General features: G+C 44.0%; 9 protein-coding genes. All 9 read right to left on the bottom strand.

Annotated elements, in window-relative coordinates; all coding sequences use genetic code 11:
* Nucleotides 1-182: 182 nt before the first annotated feature.
* The 9 genes from FZD51_RS16440 to FZD51_RS16400 all read right to left on the bottom strand — a co-directional run bounded on the left by FZD51_RS16440 (nt 183) and on the right by FZD51_RS16400 (nt 18,441).
* A complete protein-coding gene (locus tag FZD51_RS16440; RefSeq protein ID WP_148975747.1) occupies nt 183-2,003 on the bottom strand; it encodes a polysaccharide biosynthesis protein in 1,821 nt (606 codons plus the stop codon).
* Nucleotides 2,004-2,276: 273 nt separating this feature from the next.
* Nucleotides 2,277-3,041: a tyrosine-protein phosphatase gene (locus FZD51_RS16435; protein WP_148975746.1), complete on the bottom strand. Its 765-nt coding sequence runs from the start codon at nt 3,039-3,041 to the stop codon at nt 2,277-2,279.
* Between the two features lie 98 nt (nt 3,042-3,139).
* Nucleotides 3,140-3,844 (bottom strand): CpsD/CapB family tyrosine-protein kinase, encoded by a 705-nt coding sequence (locus FZD51_RS16430; RefSeq protein WP_148975745.1) that lies wholly within the window; start codon nt 3,842-3,844, stop codon nt 3,140-3,142.
* Nucleotides 3,834-4,574 carry a YveK family protein gene (locus FZD51_RS16425; RefSeq protein ID WP_148975744.1) on the bottom strand — a complete coding sequence of 247 codons (741 nt, stop codon included), beginning with the start codon at nt 4,572-4,574 and terminating at the stop codon, nt 3,834-3,836. The genes FZD51_RS16430 and FZD51_RS16425 overlap by 11 nt, the downstream gene beginning before the upstream one ends.
* Before the next feature lie 582 nt (nt 4,575-5,156).
* Nucleotides 5,157-9,755, bottom strand: coding sequence for an endonuclease (locus tag FZD51_RS16420; protein WP_148975743.1), 4,599 nt, complete (start codon nt 9,753-9,755; stop codon nt 5,157-5,159).
* Between the two features lie 55 nt (nt 9,756-9,810).
* Nucleotides 9,811-12,423, bottom strand: coding sequence for a 5'-nucleotidase C-terminal domain-containing protein (locus FZD51_RS16415; RefSeq protein ID WP_148975742.1), 2,613 nt, complete (start codon nt 12,421-12,423; stop codon nt 9,811-9,813).
* 498 nt (nt 12,424-12,921) lie between these two features.
* Complete coding sequence (locus FZD51_RS16410; RefSeq protein ID WP_148975741.1) at nt 12,922-15,327, bottom strand: S-layer homology domain-containing protein; 2,406 nt, start codon at nt 15,325-15,327, stop codon at nt 12,922-12,924.
* 559 nt (nt 15,328-15,886) lie between these two features.
* A complete protein-coding gene (locus tag FZD51_RS16405) occupies nt 15,887-16,984 on the bottom strand; it encodes a glycosyltransferase family 4 protein (RefSeq protein WP_148975740.1) in 1,098 nt (365 codons plus the stop codon).
* On the bottom strand, nt 16,981-18,441 hold the full coding sequence (locus FZD51_RS16400) for an O-antigen ligase family protein (RefSeq protein WP_148975739.1): 1,461 nt from the start codon (nt 18,439-18,441) through the stop codon (nt 16,981-16,983). The genes FZD51_RS16405 and FZD51_RS16400 overlap by 4 nt, the downstream gene beginning before the upstream one ends.
* Between the last annotated feature and the right edge of the window lie 145 nt (nt 18,442-18,586).

The following is an 18,586-nucleotide window of genomic DNA, read 5'->3' as shown; positions in this document are numbered from 1 at the left end:
AATATTAGTAAATTAGGACTTAGCTAGAAGCTTATCTTCCAGTTAACTACTAAAATACTAATTTCATATCACTAAGCGGGTTTCCTAAATAATGCGAAATTCATAAAAGATTCTAGACATACTGAAAAGACATAGTATGCCTAGAATAGATTCAATTGCTTTTTACTAAGATAAATTAGCGACTACTTGGCTATCGAAAAAGCCTTATTCTCTCTCCTATTAGCCACATTAATCACAAACTCACTAATCTCCTGCACTGTCATCGTCTCAAATCTATCAATCAAATAATGCACTTCATGCTCCTGCTCGAGCACAGCCTTCCCAATATGTATCTTCGGAAACACTGCTTTTGTATGCACTTCTTTTTCATTGAGAAGCTCTTCGAACATCTTCTCCCCAGGACGGATTCCTGAGAAGTTGATCCCGATTTCTTCTATTGTATAGCCTGACAGCTGGATGAGGTTTTTCGCCAGGTCGACGATCTTGACCGGCTCTCCCATATCGAGGACGAAGATTTCTCCGCCGCGTGCCAGGGCCCCTGCCTGCATGACCAGTCTGGATGCTTCTGGGATCGTCATGAAGTAGCGGGTCATATCCGGGTGGGTGACCGTGACCGGTCCGCCCGCCTGGATCTGCTTTTTGAACAATGGAATCACACTGCCGCGGCTGCCAAGTACATTGCCGAAGCGGACAGCGACGAATTTCGTTTTACTCTGCTCGTCCAGCGCCTGGATGACCATTTCAGCAATCCGCTTGGTAGAGCCCATAACATTGGTTGGGTTTACCGCCTTATCTGAGGATACAAGCACAAAAGTGCCAACCCCGAATGTATCGGCTGCCTCGGCAACATTCTTTGTGCCGATGACATTGTTTTTCACAGCTTCCTTCGGATTGTATTCCATGAGCGGCACATGCTTATGTGCTGCAGCATGGTAGACCACATCCGGCTGATGCTCCTGCATCACTTCAAAGATCCTCGCCCGGTCCTGGATGTCAGCAATAACCGGCCGGATTTCCAGATTCTCGATTTTGAGATTACGGAGCTCTAAGTCGATCAGATAGATGCTGTTCTCCCCATGCCCGACCAGAACAATTTTCTTCGGATTGAATTTAATCACCTGGCGGCAGATCTCAGAGCCGATGCTTCCGCCTGCCCCTGTTACCATGATCGTTTTGCCTGTCAGCTTTTGTGAGATGCTTTCTGAATCAAGCTGGACAGGCTCCCTGCCGAGAAGATCCTCAACCTGGACATCGCGGAACTGATTGACCGAAACGTTTCCAAGCATTACATCCTCAATCAGCGGCATGATCACCGTTTTGGCATCTGTTCCTGCACACTGTTCGAAGATATTCTTCATCTCTTCCTTATTCAAAGAAGGAATGGCAATGATGATTTTATCTATTTGCAAAGTTTCAACTGCTTTACTGATGCGTTTAGAACCACCGACTACTGGAAGTCCATGAATCTGCAGGCGGTATTTCTTTGGATCATCGTCAATAAAGGCGACCGGCTTGATTCCGGCGTCTGTATTTTTCAGCAGCTGGCGGGCAAGCATGGTGCCTGCTGCTCCTGCACCGATGATCAATGCCCTGGACTGTTCAACCTGCGGCTTGATATAGCGGTCGCGGTAGACACGCCATGCAAAGCGCGAGCCCCCAATCAGGAGAACGTGAAGCATCCAGGCGAGCATAAGGGCCCGGAAGTAAATGTCCTGTATGACAAGCTGCTGAACAACGGCTGTCATCATGATGGAAAGGCTGACTGCCTTTACGATGCTGACAAGCTCGCCTACGCTCGCATATTCCCAGGCCTTGTTATAGAGCCTGTAGATGCTGGCGAAGATATGATGGCTTAAGAGCAAGGTAATGGATGTCAGCATCAATGTTTCGTATTTGAAAATCTGAAACGTGGGATGAAGGGTAATATAACTAAGATAAATAGCGGACAGCACAATAAGCGAATCCAACGCAACCAGAAAAGTTAAGCGTTTCTGAAATGTCATCCATAATCCTCCTATAGCTTTAGTATGATAAAGTGTACATGCAAATAAATATCTAATGGAAAAACACGAAAATTCATGTTTTTCCATTAGATATTTATCTTTTTATGTAAAAGGGCATCCAACCCGCCCTCACACCACTCCAATGACGACAAGCGTCTAAGGAAAAGATTCCCTGATCCCACAGAATGGCCGAGTGCCCCCTTGGATAACGGCGAGGAGACATCACCGGTTCTTTATGTAAAATCTAAATGACTGATATTTCGAACGATTGAATTAGAACAGACCCATGAACTTCTTCTTTTTAACCCGGCTGGGTATTTCTTTAATTACATTCTGCCCCTGTACAAGGAGTTCAGCATTCTCTGTAAATAAGAAGACCGTATCTACACCGTATCTGCTGTCTATCTCGGCAAATGCTTCCGCCATTTTGAAGCCCCGCTTTGTGGTATTATGGGCATCCGAAGCGATAAAGTGCGTTAGATTGGCTTCAATCAGCTGATGGGAGAAGCCTTTAATCTTCTTACCGAAGTACCCGCATAAGCTGGCAGCTGTCACTTGTGTTAATGACCCTTTTTTGACCAATTGGTATAACACGTCAGGACGTTCCATGATTTCAGCATTGCGCTCAGGATGTACAATAACCGGTGTCAGCTCTTTCATCTGCATATCATATAGAAGCTGCTCCGTATAGCGCGGTACATGTCCGCTTGGCAATTCAATGAATACATAAGGCGAATTGGCAAGGGGAAGGATATCCCCTTTATCCAGGTCAGCAAGCAGATCCCCATTGATCCGGGTTTCCTGTCCAGCCAAAATTTCAAGGCCGATTTTTTCCTGCTTCAGCACATCATTCACTAGAGAAACTTTATTCTGTATCTCTACTTTCGTATTATCGTAGCTTTCATTTCTATGATGGGGCGTGGCAATGATTGTATGAATCCCTTCTGAAACAGCCTGCCTGGCCATTTCTATCGTTTCACTCATATCTTTGGCTCCGTCATCAACTCCGGGCAATATATGACAATGAATATCAATCATTGCGCCCAACCCCTTCCAATTAAATGTTAATATTCTAGGACTTTTTTAATATACCATTCTGCCCCTATAGGGTAAATAAGAGATTTTGTCGAATCCTGTTATTTTCCGCCATAGTAGTAATAGTAGTGCGAATCCTGGAGCTTTTTCTGATTAAGCACTGCTCCAAGCAGTTTGCCCTTGGATGTTCGGAGAAGCTCTGTCGCTTTTTCCGCCTGTTCCATTTCTGTGTAGCCGCTGCTGATAACGAGCATAGTGCCCTCTACCTTGTTAGCCAGGATCTGGGCATCAGCGACAGCAAGAATCGGCGGAGTATCGAATAGGACGACATCAAATTCCTTCTGGACATTTACCAGAAATTCTTCCATCGCCTGTGAACCAAGTAGTTCAGCAGGGTTTGGCGGGATCGGTCCGCTTGTCAGCACAGAAAGATTTTCAATCGCTGTTTCTTTAACAGCTTTTAACAGACTGGAGCTTTTCGTCAATACATTTGTCAGACCGTTGTTGTTGGTCAGGTTGAAGGTATAATGGGCAGTCGGCTTCCGCAGGTCGGCATCAACCAGTAGCACGCGCTTGTTCTGCTGCGCAAACACGACAGCCAGATTAGCCACTGTTGTTGACTTCCCTTCCCCCGGTCCCGATGAAGTCACCAGGATGGAACGGACATCCTGATCAACGGATGAGAATTGAATATTGGTTCTGACAGTCCTGTACTGCTCGGCAATCGGAGATTTTGTGTTATAAGCTGCCACCAGCTTTCTCCTGCTGTCATTCACAGATGCTTTCGGCTTCTTCTTAAACAGCATCCCGTTCACCTCCAAGCTGCTTTCGTGCTGCTCTCTCTTCCATGGCACCAGTATCTTCATTAATGATGGCGATCGTGCCAAGTACAGGCAGATCCAGCAGCTTCTCGATATCCTGCTCTGTTTTTACCGTATTGTCCATATACTCTAATAGGAAGGCAAGTCCAACGCCTGTCATCAGGCCGACTATGAGGGCAATGGCCATATTCAAGACTTTGTTCGGTTTGATAGGTGCCGGATTGTCAGTAAGCTCTGCTTTCGCCAGAATTTTGACGTTATCAATATTCATGATTTCAACGATTTCTCGCTTGAAGACATTGGCCGTCGTGTTGGCGATATCAGCTGCCATGTTGGGATCAGGGTCTTGTACTGTGATTGCGAGCACCTGTGAATCCTTCTGGCTGCCGACCGTAATCTTTGAATCCAGCTGGCTTGTCGTTATATCAAGGTCCAGCTCTTCTTTAACTAAATCAAGAATGGCAGGACTCTTTATGATAACATTATAAGTATTGATTAATTGCAGATTCGTCTGGATTTCTCCGGGATTATATACCGGCTGGTCGCTCTTGGCCTGGTTGACCAGCAGCTGTGTTGAAGACTGGTAAATGGGAGTGAGATAAAAGTAACTGATGAGACCGCTCGTTGCTACAGCAACGAAGGCGATAGACAAAATGAGACCCAGACGCTTCCTTAATGTCTGGAAAAGCTCTTTCAAACTTATTGTTTCCTCCATTGGGTTCCTCCTGAAAAAAATGTAAGGTTATTGTAAAACACATAGTATTATAGCATATCATCTATCAAAAAATGGTTATAATGGCATGATTTTTACAAGATCCGCTCAACTTTGACAGCAATCTGGCAATTATTTTCCTCATTAGTCCATTAAACTATAAAAAACTGCATATTTATAGATTAAAATGGATTTTGGAAGAAATTACAATATGCTGTCCTGCCGTTCAATTCCTTAAAAAAAGCACTCCAAGGAGTGCCAACGGAAATTTGGGAATTGAATATGGGGAATGTGACAGCAGCAGGATGATTTCTCCGCGGCCAGAAGGAGCCGGGAAATCGCAGCTCGCTATCTCACTCTTTTTTCAATTGATAACCTTACATTCATATTATCACCTTATCTATACAGATTGTCTAATCATGCTGTATTCCCAGCCTTTCACTCATCTGGGTATTATATGGGTGAATAGACCGTGAAACGGCTTTTTATATAACTGTAGGCATATGACAATTTTTTAGTTCTTTTTTCTGTTGTTTTTTCCGAAATAAAAAATCAGCTTCCCTCATAGAAGGAAGCTGATTTCATTTAATTGGCACTTCTGAAAATCTGATCAGCCCACTCAGGATGATCGATGAACGGATTGCGGTTTTCCTGGATGCTGTAGATGACGTTATTGCGGTTCCTTTCAAACGCATCGACAGGATCCTGTTCATTCCACTCGAGCAGGACAGACAGCTTGCCGTGGTAAGGATTTGAGCCATTATTTAGCAGGTCATTCAGCTCAAGGTCCACTTTGTCGCCATCTTCGTAGCGGACGGCCATATAAAAGAGCATCCGCGCGACATCGCCTTTTACGCGGTCAGGCGGCTCAAAGGAATTGGAGCTCACCTTGCAGCCCCCGCAGTTTTCAAATGCACTTCCGCCATTGGCGAAATCCAAGTTTCCGCGTCTGCTGTTGACCTGTACATCTGTCGGGCGGAGATGGTGGATATCTGTACCCGGTCCATTGCTTGTGCCGAAATCGCCATGCGACTTGGCCCACACATGCTCCCGGTTCCAGTCGCCCACATAGCCGCCGTTTTTGTCTTTAGAGCGGGAAATGCCTGAATACAGAAGAACGACGTTATTCGGATTGAAAGGATCTTCGTCTGTTTCTTTTAATGCATCCCACACCTGGCTGTACGAAAGAACTTTTTGAACACTGATAATGTTGTGTAATGCATCTTTCAGGTCATCGCCTGTTTTCCCTGCAGCAGCCGCATAATAGGAATCAACCGGCTGTTCAGTCTGTTCTCCTGTAACAGTTAATTGAAAAGTAAGCTGAGCTTCTTTATCGCCATCAGTGGCTTTAACTGTTACCTGATACGTGCCTTCCTCAGACTCAAGGAAGGTAAGCGTGCTGCCGAATACATTTCCCCTAGTGGATGTATATGTAAGCTCATCCCCGTCCGGGTCAGTAAAGTAGTTGCTTAGTTCAATTGTTAAAGAATCATTCTTTTGAACAGTTTGATTGCTGATTGCACGGGCAGCCGGGGCACCGTTCTCTACAGGGAGAAAAGGAGAAGCAATAGCTTCCCCTTTCACATTAGTGAACTTGATGTTTGATACATCAACGCCGTCTGCAACTGTCCATTTCTGAACGTTTTCAGCACCGCGGATTTCTTTTACATTAGCGTTGTCGATGACAACTTCTTGTACCTCTGCACCGCTTAAGTCAATGATCGCTCCGCTTTGTGCAGGGCTGATAATGACCTTAGTGGTTTTAAGGCCAGCACCTTTTAGGGTTACAGATGTTTTCAGAACGATTCCTTCACGGATGACTGAAGAAGCATCCATGTTTACAAGGGAATTGTGTGCTGAAACTGTCAGCTTCTTAGTAGAGAAGCCTGAGAGATTATAAACTTTTTCATACACTGGCTCTGCCTTCGGCTGAAGAGCTGTCTGGATCAATACAGGGTCATGGTCACTTGCGCGGCCATGCTCTTCCATGAAGCCGGAGTTGATATGGACAATGTCCACAGCTGTTGCTGCTGCAAGATTGTTGGATACCAGGATATGGTCGAGAACCTGTGCATTGCCTTGGTAAGAGTAAGAATAGCGCTCTTCTGCCGGCACTTGCTCAATCATGTTAGTCAGTTCCTGTCCTTTAAGAGCCTTCAGAGGATTCGAGAATTCAAAGTCATTGAAGTCACCTAAGAGAACAATGTTTGCGTTTGGATCTTCTGCTTTTACATCTTTTACAAAACCATTAACGATATTGGCAATCTTCATGCGCTGCACTTCACTGCCAAGCACTGGAGGCTGAACCTTGCCGAATAGAGGCTGATCTCCGCCTTTGGAGTTAAAGTGATTAGCAACAACAATTACACTTTCACCTTTGAACTCAAACTGTGCTGCAAGCGGCTTGCGGCTTGATTTGTATGCTGCATTTGTTGGATCGATACGGCCCGGATTCAGTGTAAGCTTGCCGTTTTCAAAGCCGACAGATTGTGTAGAAGTTCCTTTTGGAGCTCCTTCTGTAAGAGATACTCGCTCTGCATTATATAGGAAGCCGACGCGGATATTTCCGCCTGGTACTCCCCCATCCTCATTATTGACAGGCGCAATATCCGTGAACGAATATTCAGAACCGCCAAGTTCTTTGATTTTTTCCACCAATACTTCAAAGCTTTCAGCGGAGTCCGTTGTACCGTCATTGGTTTCACCACTGCTATCCTGTACCTCGGTAAGACCAATGATATCCGGCTGTTTCATGTTTTCTACCACTGCTCTTGCCAGTTTCTCAATTTTATCAGGAGATACGTTTGGAGAAAAGTTCTCTACATTATAAGAAGCGATTGTCAGCTTGTCTTCTTCTTTTGTAAGAGAAGTCGTTTCACGCTCGATGTCAGCTTCTACAAATTCAGGCAGATCATTTTTGTCTGTCAATACTTTAAAGTTGCTGAATCCATAGCTGACTACACCCTGAACAGAACCGTTAAAGTGGTCGCCCATTTTGGCAACAAAGCTTTCATCATCAATCAAAAGAGTCACTCGTTCAGGGTTCATGTCTTCTTTTGTAATGCGAAGGCCGCCATTGTCAGTGTTTGTTTCATAGCTGCCTGGAACAACTACAAGCTCACCATACTTCTGAGGAGCTACAACCTTAGGGTTGTTTACTTCAACCAGCATGCCTTCAAGGCTTTCCCAGAAGTCGATACCGTCTTCTTCCGGATCAAATTCTGCAAATCCGTCATTATCAATGATTTCAGTTGGAATCTGGCGGTCTACACCAAGGATGACAGGCGCAGGAAGCTCTGCTTCTGCTTCTGTCACTTCAATTGCAGACGCACTGATTTCTGTTACTGGCAGATCAGTCTGTGCTTTTTCTGCATAGCCGTCAAGAACATATTCCTTAACCGTTCCGCTAACTGTGACTTTATTGCCTACAGTGAGACCATGATTGCTTCTGTAAACCAGAATACCTTCAGCTGTCTTATCATTATCATCCGGCTGCGGATCCTGCATATAGAAGTTTCTTGAATCTACTACCTTCGTAACGATTCCTTCTATATTATTGACGTTTGAATCCTGATATAAAGAGTAATGCCCTTCTCCCTGGATATCATGGATGCGGATTTCATCTTTCTGGATTGCATAATTGAAAACCGCTGTATCGCTGTTAGTCATTCCGCTTTTCACGGCAACAGCTTTGATAGTTGTTGCTTCTGAAATGGCAATTGGTTCGCTGTATACAGTGCTGTTTTCATCCGGGTTCGAGCCATCTGTCGTGTAATAAATGGCCGCACCTTCTGTACCCGTTGTCAGCGTTACTGTATCTCCCTCATTAACAAGGCCGGAAGCTGGGTTTGCTACCACTGCCTGTACCTTGCTGGAATCAAGAATGATATCGCCGGCATTGCGGGGGAGCAGCTGGAATGCATTATTATAGGCGCTCAATACACCTGTAATAGAATCATAGGTTGTATTTACTGCCAATAATGAGCTATCAGATGGGCGGATCTGGAAAGTGTCTCCGTCAGCATCCGTTGCTGTGTAGTTTCCTCCTGAGAAGGATCCTACAGACACATCTGTTAATGTAACAAGAGTCGACTCGATGTCTTCATCGAAGTCTGCAGCCTTTACTTCTGCCGCTGCAGGAACTTCTTCTTTACTTAGTACCTTTACATCACTAGGATTTACATTGATTTCAAGAAGTGAGCTGTACTCAGTCAGCTCTCCGGAAGCCTGCACACGATCGCCAGGGTTAACGCCGAGGTTTGCCCCATAAAGGACAATTCCTGCCGTTTCATCCTGGATGTACGTCGCACTTCCAAGAACCGCTGTAACGATTCCAGTAGTCATGACATTTGTCCCCTGCTGCATCGCTCTTACTTCGGCAATTGATTTAGCAGAAAGAATCGTATATTCAAAGCTTGCAATCTCGCTGTCTTCTAAATCAGCTGCAGAAGCAAATGCTTTGATTGTTGTGTTTTCATTGATGGTGATTGGGTCTGTGTATGTGCTGCTTGATGTGGTTGGGGCTGAACCATCAGTTGTATAGTAGATCGTTGAATCTGCTGTTGCAGAAGTCAAAGCCACTTCTGTTCCCGCAGCAACAGCACCTGGTGCAACACTTGCTTCAACGCCTGCTGTTTTAGTTGCTCCCGCTTCATTGCTTGTCCATGAGATATTATCAACGACTACCTGTTTTGTAGCAGCATTAGCTACTTTAATCGTGAAAGGTCCTGCAACATTCAGGTTATTGACTGTGAATGTATGAACAGCATCGTCACTGAAGGCTTCTGATTTACCAATGGATTGTCCATTTATGAAGACTTCCACCTGACGGTCAGCAGTACTTGTGAATGCTTTTTTCAGATCAATGGAAATACTGCTGATTCCGCCACTAATTGAAGATGATTCAACTGCTTTGCCCGGATCTCTGAACATAATCCCTGTTCCGTCAATACCATAAGTATCCTGATTTCTTGCGCCAGTATAGGTCCAGGTGATTCCATCTACGCCAACAAAGCTTCCATCAACATAGCTTGACCCGGTAAGGCCAAGATTATCAAAGGTTTCTGTTTTTTTGGTTTCAGCTAAAGATACTGAGCTTGGCAGCAGTATGTTCAGCGACAAAACAAAAATCAGGAACAAAGAAACTTTTTTCATGAATTTATTATTCAAGTGAGTTTCCCCCATTAGTTTTAATTTGCAATGTAAATCCTTCTGGCGGACCAGAAGGATTCTGCAATGATTAATCTAAAAACTCAGTCTCCCCATCAACCTCAACATTGTTAAATTCAATGGTAGAAGCGTCGCCTTTGATGTACAGGTTTCCTTTTACATGTGCATACTCAAGTTTCGCCGTGCCAGTTGCATCCACCATTACATCACCGTCATACACTTTAGGCGCAGCTGCAGTTCCGCTGAAATCAGCACCGTCCACTTCAGCTGGTTCTTCTGCTGTCGCTTTGTCAATGATGCGGCCTTCAACAGAAGGATTAACAATATCGTTCGGCTGGGCATCGATATAATCCCTCAGCATTTCCCAGTCAACATAACCAGGCTCGCTTACTCTTCCTTCTTCATAAGCTTTGGCAAACATTGTATAGCCGTCTCCGCCTTTAGCAGTGAAGACATTTGTTGCCACTACATATGTCTTAGAAAGATCCAGGTCATTGAACGTTCCATTTTCATTTACTTGAACAGAAAGTACTCTTTCTCCAACCGGCTTACTGCTATCATACGTATATTTCATGCCTGATACCTGCAGGAATCCGCCGAATGCACCAGGTGCATCTTTAACGCTGAGTTCAAGAGCAGCCTTAATCTCTTCCCCAGTCAACTGCATTAGTCCAAGTGAGTTGCCGAATGGCAGTACTTCAAGAACCTTGGCTAGGGTAATATTCCCCTCTGGAACTGTTACACGGATTCCTCCTCCATTCTGAAGGGCAATGACTGTATCAGGATTGATCGTTTTTGCTTTTGCCAGCATCCCGTCAGTGATGAAGTTCCCCAGGTTAGTTTCCCCTGTACGTGCTGCCGGGTTGCCTCCGATCAAGTCTACTGCTGCTTGTCCAACTACTGTGTTTTGTTTTTCTGTCACAACCGGCTTATATTTTGTTTCAAGAATCTGCTTAGCCTGTGCATCATCAGCAAACTTGCCAATATCCAGCAGTTCACCTGCATGGCCGATCACTTTGCCGTCTTCATCAAATTTCACATCAAGCGTACCAAGGAACTTGCTATATTCGTTAGCTTGAACGATGACAGTTGGCTCATCCCCAGTATTATCAATAACAGGATCTGCCAGTTTATCATGAGAGTGCCCGCCTACGATAACGTCAATTCCTTCGACTTCTTTAGCCAGAGTCAAGTCATTGTCACCGCCGCCATCATTATAACCAATATGGGTAAGTGCAATGATTTTATTGATTCCCTGCGCTTCAAACGCCTCAACAGCCTTCTCTGCCTGTTCGATATAGTCTTCAAATACTACATCTTCTCCTGGGCTGGAGATATCTTTTGTTTCTGCAGTAGTCAAACCGAAGATCCCAATCTTTTCTCCATTAACTGCTTTTACAATTCCGTTATAAATTTCGCCATCTTCCGGATTCGAAGAAATTTCGTCGTTAAACTGGTCTTTTAGATTTTCATCTGCAGAGAAGTCAACGTTTGCAGAAACAAATGGGAAGTTTGCACCTTTTACGAATGGAGCCAGCGTTTCAGTACCCTTATCAAATTCATGGTTACCGAATGTCATGGCGTCATAACCGATCAGGTTCATGAACTCTTGATCTGCAAGACCATTGAATTCATTGAAGTACAATGTGCCTGAGAAAACATCCCCGGCATCAAGCAATAATGAATTCTGGTGATTTGCTCTTTCTTCTTTAATGGCTGTAATTTTCTTGGCCACATTGTCCAAGTGTGCGTGCGTATCGTTTGTGTGCATAATATTCAGATCATACGTCCCATCTCCACTCGCCGGAGGAGGAGTTACAGGAGGGACTGAAGGAACTTCGAATGAAATATTCCCTACAACTGCGTTGCCGCTGAACGAGTTCAGCTTATATGTTTTTCCAGGTTCCTGGAAGGATGTTTTCAATTCAACCATTGTGAATCCATCTTCTGCTCCAGGCATAACTTTCGCTTCTTCCACTTTCAGTCCATTATCGAACATAAAATCAGAAGCTTTTACATCGGCTGCATCGCCTTTAATCTTGACACGAAGAACAGTGCTGCTGACTGAAGTTACGCTCACTACCTCAGGGGATACTTGTTTTGTCATGGAGGCTCTATGTAAGAAAATCGCATAATCCCCGCGTTTTGCATTTAAGTTAACGCCAAACTCTGTAGCTGAGATACCTTCTGTAACACTATTGGCAGCCAAGGCTTGAACAGCTGCTCTATAACGATCTGTTACATCTTTAAACTCCATGCTGGTCGAACCTTTTAAGTTAAAGCCTTTATGAATCCAGATAGCCAGCTCTCCGCGGGAAATTGGGCTGTTCGAGTCAAACATAGTGGCTGTTTTACCTGAAGTGATACCAGCTGCTTTCAGCGCATTTACCGCACCTGCTGCACGGGCAGGAACATCCTTAAAGCCTGATGCTGGTGCTCCTTGAGTATTTAATCCCAGGACATCCGCCAGTAATACAGCAGCATCAACACGTTTAATCTCTGCGCTTGTCCCAAACATAGTCGAGGACATACCATTTGCACCTTTAGAAACCACGAAATCTACGGCTTCCTTATAACGATCTGTTACATCCTTAAATCCGACAGCACTTGCAGCCGGGGCAACTGCTGATACTACGACAGCTGCTGTAGCTGCAGTCGCAATAAATTTACGGTGTTTCGACATAATTTTTGCCTCCTTGGATATAGTTAGTTTTGACAACCAGTTAGATATTTACCCTAAAATTTACTTACTATTCAATAAATTAGTAAAAAATCTTTAATTAAGAATAGTAAGTACTCAATCTCTCTCATTATAACAAAAGACCTAGTTTTTTTGCATGATATTTTACAATTTTTACGGATTATTTACGTAATTTCATAGTATTTGTCGAATATTAATTTAAAGTAAAGCAATTAATCTTCGTGTTTAGCCAATAAAAGCGCTTACATTACTTTTTCGATATAATATAATATGATACCGTTTTTAAATCCTTTATGCTTTGCGGCCTATGTATGGCTGGCAGATTCATTGTGAAAGTTATTCCAAAATTATTTCTCTTAAAAATGCTTTAAAGGTCTGACAGATCTTCAATTAGTATGAAAGAATCAGCAATTTTTTTAGAAATTAATAAAACACAGCAAAAAAGGAACCGCCGGAGCGGTTCCTTAGTCTGTAAATCTATTATTTTGTAACTGTAACAGTACCAGTAGTTGCAAGGCTGTTGCCGTTAGCATCTACAACGTTGTTTCCAGAAAGTACTTCAAGAACAACTGGCTTGCTAAGATCAGTTACAACATTAGAGAAAGTGATTGCTAGAGTTTGGTTTCCAGCAGTATAATCCCAGTTTGTAACAGTGCGGTCTACACCGTCAACTTTAACTTTGAAGTCTACAGTAGCATCTTCAAGATTAGCTTCTTTCATTGCTTCAGAGAATGTAACTGTCACTGTGTTAGCTGCAGTTAATCTAGCTCCAGAGATTGTTGGTTTAACATTCTCTTTGAATGGAGTTAGTGCAGTGTAAGCGTCCATAGCATTGCCATTAACGTCTTTTACACCAGATACAGATACAGTGCGAGTTCCATCAATCAGGATAGAACCTTCTCTTAAAGTCAACTCAACAGTTTGCTGGTTGCCTTTGAAGATCGCAGAAGTGAATACAGTTTCACCTTCTACTTTGTAGTTAGCAAGGTTAAGAGCAGTTGCAGCTGTAACAGGCTCGCTGAAAGCTACAGTAACTTTATCAGCATTTACAGAATAAGCAGTTACTGAAGGCTTATCAGAATCAGATGCAGATCCAAGAGTGAATGTAGCAGATTTAGCAACTGAATCATTGCCAGCTTGGTCTTCAACAAGTCCGGATGGAAGAGTTACAGTATAGCTGCCAGGATTGTTTCCAGTCAACTCAACTTTAACTGCTTCGTATTTGCCATCGTTGTTTACATCGTGAGAAGAAACAGTGCCAAGGTTAGACACTTCACGAGTAACAGAGTTAGCATCTACATAAGTGCCATATACAGCTTTAGCTGCAACTGGAGTTACTTCTTCATTGAAAGTAACAACCAGGTACTGCTTGTTGCTGATTGTTTTAACTTCGTGGCTTACATATGTTGGTGCAGTAGTATCAGCTTTGAACTCTACCAATTGAGAGAACGCAGCACCTTCGTTGCCGCTGATGTCTTTATAGCCAGCAGCTACAGCAACTGTTTTAACACCAGTTTGAGCAGACCCAAGAACTACATTGTACTTAGTAGAGTCTTTTGAATCTACAGTAATAGTAGTACCGGCAATTGAAGTTACGTCAGTTCCATTAACAGTGATTGTTGGGTTAGCTGCCAATGCTTCAGAGAATTTAACTGAGAAGCGAGTAGTGTCTTGAACATCTACAGAGCTAACTGTTGGTTTTACACTGTCAGTTTTAACTTTTTGAACGTTAGCAACCACTGGGTTTGGAGATACCAGGTTACCTGAGTAATCAGTAGCACCTACAACTGTTACAGTGATGTTTTTGTCCATTGCCACATTAGCATTTGATAAGTTTACAGTGATGAACTTATCGCCTGCATTGTGAGAGTATGAAGCGTTCGCATCGCTGATTTGAACGTTTCCAGCGCTTTGGATTGGCTCAGAGAACCAAACTTTTGCAGTATAGTAGTTATCGTAAGTTACAGTTGTCAGTGTAGGACGAACTGTATCTTCGTAAGAGTAAACTGAAGTGAATTTCTTTGTTTTAACATCTGCATTTGCAGCTGTGACAACAGCATCAACGACTACAACGCCGTCTTTAACTTCTACTTGAGTTGCTGCAGCATAACGCAATGTAACAGTTTTGCCGTCTTCAGAAAGAGTAGCCTTTGATGGGCTAGTTCCATTGATAGAGTAGCGTGCTACATTTTCAGCATCAGTTTTGTTAACAGCTGTGTTGAATTTAACTTCAACTTCTAAAGCGTTAAGAGGAGTTACGCTAGTAACAACCGGCTCTTTTACTACTTCAGCAGCTCTCTTAAGGAAGATCGCAAGGTCACCGCGAGTGATGTTCATGCTAGTTCCGAAAGTTGTAGCTGTTTTACCTTGAGTAACTTCGAACTCGTAAAGAGCCTTGATGTAAGGACCGAAGTTAGGGCCAAGGTCAGTGAAAGGAACTGCAGCATCTGATTTCAGATCGTAAGCGTTAGCAAGGATCTTCGCCATTTCGCCGCGAGTTAAAAGTGCATTAGGTTCGAAAGTTGTAGCAGTTTTACCAGAAAGAACGCCTTCTGATTTAAGTGCAGATACAGCAGCATCGTAGCGGCCAGTATCAGTGAAGCCTGAAGCTGGTACGTTAGTCAGGTCAAGCTTAAGAGCTTTTGCTAACCAGATTGCAGCATCACCGCGTTTAACGTTGTCGTGTGTGCCGAATGTAGTGTCAGTAGTACCATTTGTGATGCCGTTTACTACGAGGTAGTTTACAGCGTCTTTGTATTTTGCAGCTACATCTGTGAAATCAGATACAGAAGCTGCGCTTGCAGCTGGAGCTACAGCAGAAGCAACGATTGTTGCAGTAGCAGCTGTTGCGATGAACTTGCGGTAAGACTTAGGTTGATAAGCCATGTGTTTGTTTCCTCCCTGTTTTGTAAATAAAGGTTTTTAATAGTTCGAAGATTGAATCTTCGATGAACACAAGTTGTTGCAGTTTAGCAGGTTCCTATTACCGTCAAAATTCCCCATATTTCGATTAGCCTATGTAGGTGAAAATGGGCGATCGTGGAAGAAAAACAGTGCTTCTCTCCTAAATGACAGAATAGAACTACTATACACGTATTCTATTCTACCAAAAATGGATTAAATTTCAACTGTTTTTTACAATATTCTCCCTGCTAACTGTTTTTTGCCACAATACCCACTTATCCCTTGCTTTGGGATTGGAATACCAGCAACAAAAATTATTATACAGGTAATTTACTTTAGATGAAAGAAATACCATGGCAAAATAATACTAGTTTGGCATAGTAATTGTTTCCAGCACTTCCACCCTTTATATTAGACGATGTGAGTTTTGATTTAGTTTCAAGTTTTTTTATATTATTTTCCAAGAAAAAAAGCATGCAGAAGAGCTGCATGCTTTGCTGAACTCACCTTGCCAGTGTATGCATACCGGCTTTGGTGTATGCTATATTTTTTGGTATGTTTCCAAAGTCTGGTCGGCGAGCTGTTTGACAGAATAAAGAGCCGATGCTTTTTCATAGAGTTTGTCTCCCATTTCTGAGAGTTCCCCCTGATCCTTCGCTTCAGCTGCTGCAAGAATAGCTGACTCTATCGCAGATGCATCCTTGACAGGTACAATCCAGCCCAGCGAAGGATCGGAAATCAAATCCTTCACACCGCCGACATCGGTAGAGATGACCGGGACATGGGCGCGGGCCGCTTCCAGAATGACGAGCGGGAAGCTTTCGCTGTAGGATGCGAGCAGCTTGACGTCTGATAGGGACAGATATGAGTGGACATCATCATGAAAGCCGAGGAAGCGGACTTTTTCCGCGATCCCTTTCCTGGCAGCTTCCTTTTCAAGCTCCTCCCGTATCGGTCCGTCGCCGATCAAGAGCAGCGTTGTATCCGGTCTTTTTTTCAAAAGGCTCTGGAAAGCATCAAAGACAACGGTGTGGCCTTTGATCGGATGCAGGCGCGCCACCATGATGACAGCAAACTCCTCTTCTGAGAGCCCCAGATCTCCCCTTGTCAGATTGTTTCTCAATTCTTTATCAAACGAAATGCCGTTATAAATGGTCGTGATTTTCCCGGCCGGTATGCCGAAGCCGGTGATCATGCTTTTGAAGCGTTCAGAAACGGCAAAGAAATGATCAATTTTCCGGATGACATTCATATTGATTGCGGTAAAGACCCTTCCTTTGATTCCGCCTTTAATAAAGTCCTGCTCGGGATTGCTGTGGATCGTGGTGACCCATTTGAACGGAATCATTTTTCTCACCATATAGGCGAAAAGGTTCGCCCTCGGCCCATGAGTATGGACAATGGTGATTTCTTCATCTTTGATCACCTTTTTAATCCTCGATAAGATGGACAGGTCATAGCGGGATTTCTGGTTGAAGAAGACCAGCGGGATCCCAAGCTCCCTTGCTTCCTGTGCGAGCTTCCCTTCCTGAAAGACGCCAAGCAGGATGTCCTCGGACTTTAGATGGCTTAATAAAGAAAGAAGGTGGTTTTTTGAACCACCTGTCTCCCCTCCGCTGATTAGATGCAATATTTTCATGATTGCTCATTCCTTTTGACTGTAAAAGTACCGGCAACAGCTGCCAGCATCATGAAGAAATAAGTTGTATACGTCTTATCTTCCCAAATATTGTAGAGCAGCGCGCAGGCAAATACTGCCAGCAGGACACTCATGAGGGCGATTGCCGATTTGGATTCCTGCCTGTTTTTCCACAGGAAGAACAGCATGCCCAAAAGGAAGACAGCAAACAGGATAACACCGACCGCGCCTGTCTGGGCGATGATCTGGATATACTGGTTGTCCGAATAGATGTCATTCTCGATGCCATAGTCATCATAAATCGGCGAAGAATAGCTCTTTGCCGCTGAATCGCCGTAAGTGGCAAAGCCTGTACCGATAACCGGGTGGTCTTTAAAAATTTCAAAGCCCTTGTTCACAATGAACAGACGGCCGGTTGTCTTGCTGAGCTCAACGGTCGACATCTCGAATGTTTCCTTGAAACGCCGCTCCTCGTCTGAAGGCTGTTCAGTCTGGTCTGCAGGCGTTTCGGTGCGCGGTACATCCTGATCCAGCCCCTGGAGCTTAAAGTAGTTCGCTCCTTTTGTCACCGGAATATTGACCAGGACAACTGCTATCAGGATGCCGATAACGATATTGCGGGCCCTCTTCCACTCTTTTGTGAGCAGGATATAGACAACCAAAGCAATCACAAAGCCGATATATGTCCCGCGTGAATAGGTCAGCGTGATGACGCCAAGCATGAGCACAAGGCCGATATTGATGAACAGCCTTGTTCTGCCATTATTGACGAGCTGCTTCAGATACACGCCAAGCATGAACGCAATGGACAGGTATACAGCCAATACGTTCGGATTGTCGATCAGTCCGTAGATCCTTACGCGGTTATTGTAGGACAATGAGCGCCCGACCCATTTTTCCGGCATGAGGAGCGTCCTCAGGGAGAGCTTCTCTACGAGGCCGTGCAAACAGAGCAGGATGGCCATGAAGAAGGTTGTCCAAAGAAACTTCAGTATATCTTCTTTTGTAATATTCAGGCGCCTCACAACATAAAACACGATATACGTGATCAGGAAGGCCCTGAGCTGGAATACGATGGCAGTTAGCGATACACCGGTCAGGAGCGCCGAGATGGCTCCCACTGCACAAAAGGCGAAGAACGCCCATTCGAAAATATGGAATTCAAATATCTTCTTCCATTCTTTCTGAAGAAGATATTTCAGCACCACACTTGCGAATGCCGCCAGGATGATTAGATCTCCTGCCATCTTCAGCGATGGGTTTATTTCAATCAAAAACGAACGGGTCGGAAAATAAATCAGCAGGTTCAGCAGGCCATTCTTCGGCGAGAAAAACGCATACAGGGCCAATAGCGCCGATACCCCAAGCCCGACAATCGAATGGGGAATTATGAGTGCAAGGATGATCAGAGGCACGCTTATGAGTGCAAAAGGAAAATCTCTCCATGAAATATTCATCAATCTAGGTCCTTTCTTGCCTTTTACTTTGCTTATGCAGGATAAAAGGCTTGAAAAGTAGTCTTTCAAGCCTTTTGTGTTCTAAGAAGGCAGTCCAATAAAGTTCTCTCCATTTATAACATGGGGAACTGGAGCAGTCTATATT

Origin of the sequence: Bacillus infantis (assembly GCF_008180445.1) — a bacterium.
GTDB lineage: Bacteria > Bacillota > Bacilli > Bacillales > Cytobacillaceae > Bacillus_AB > Bacillus_AB infantis_B.
This window is presented reverse-complemented; position numbering and strand designations above follow the sequence as displayed.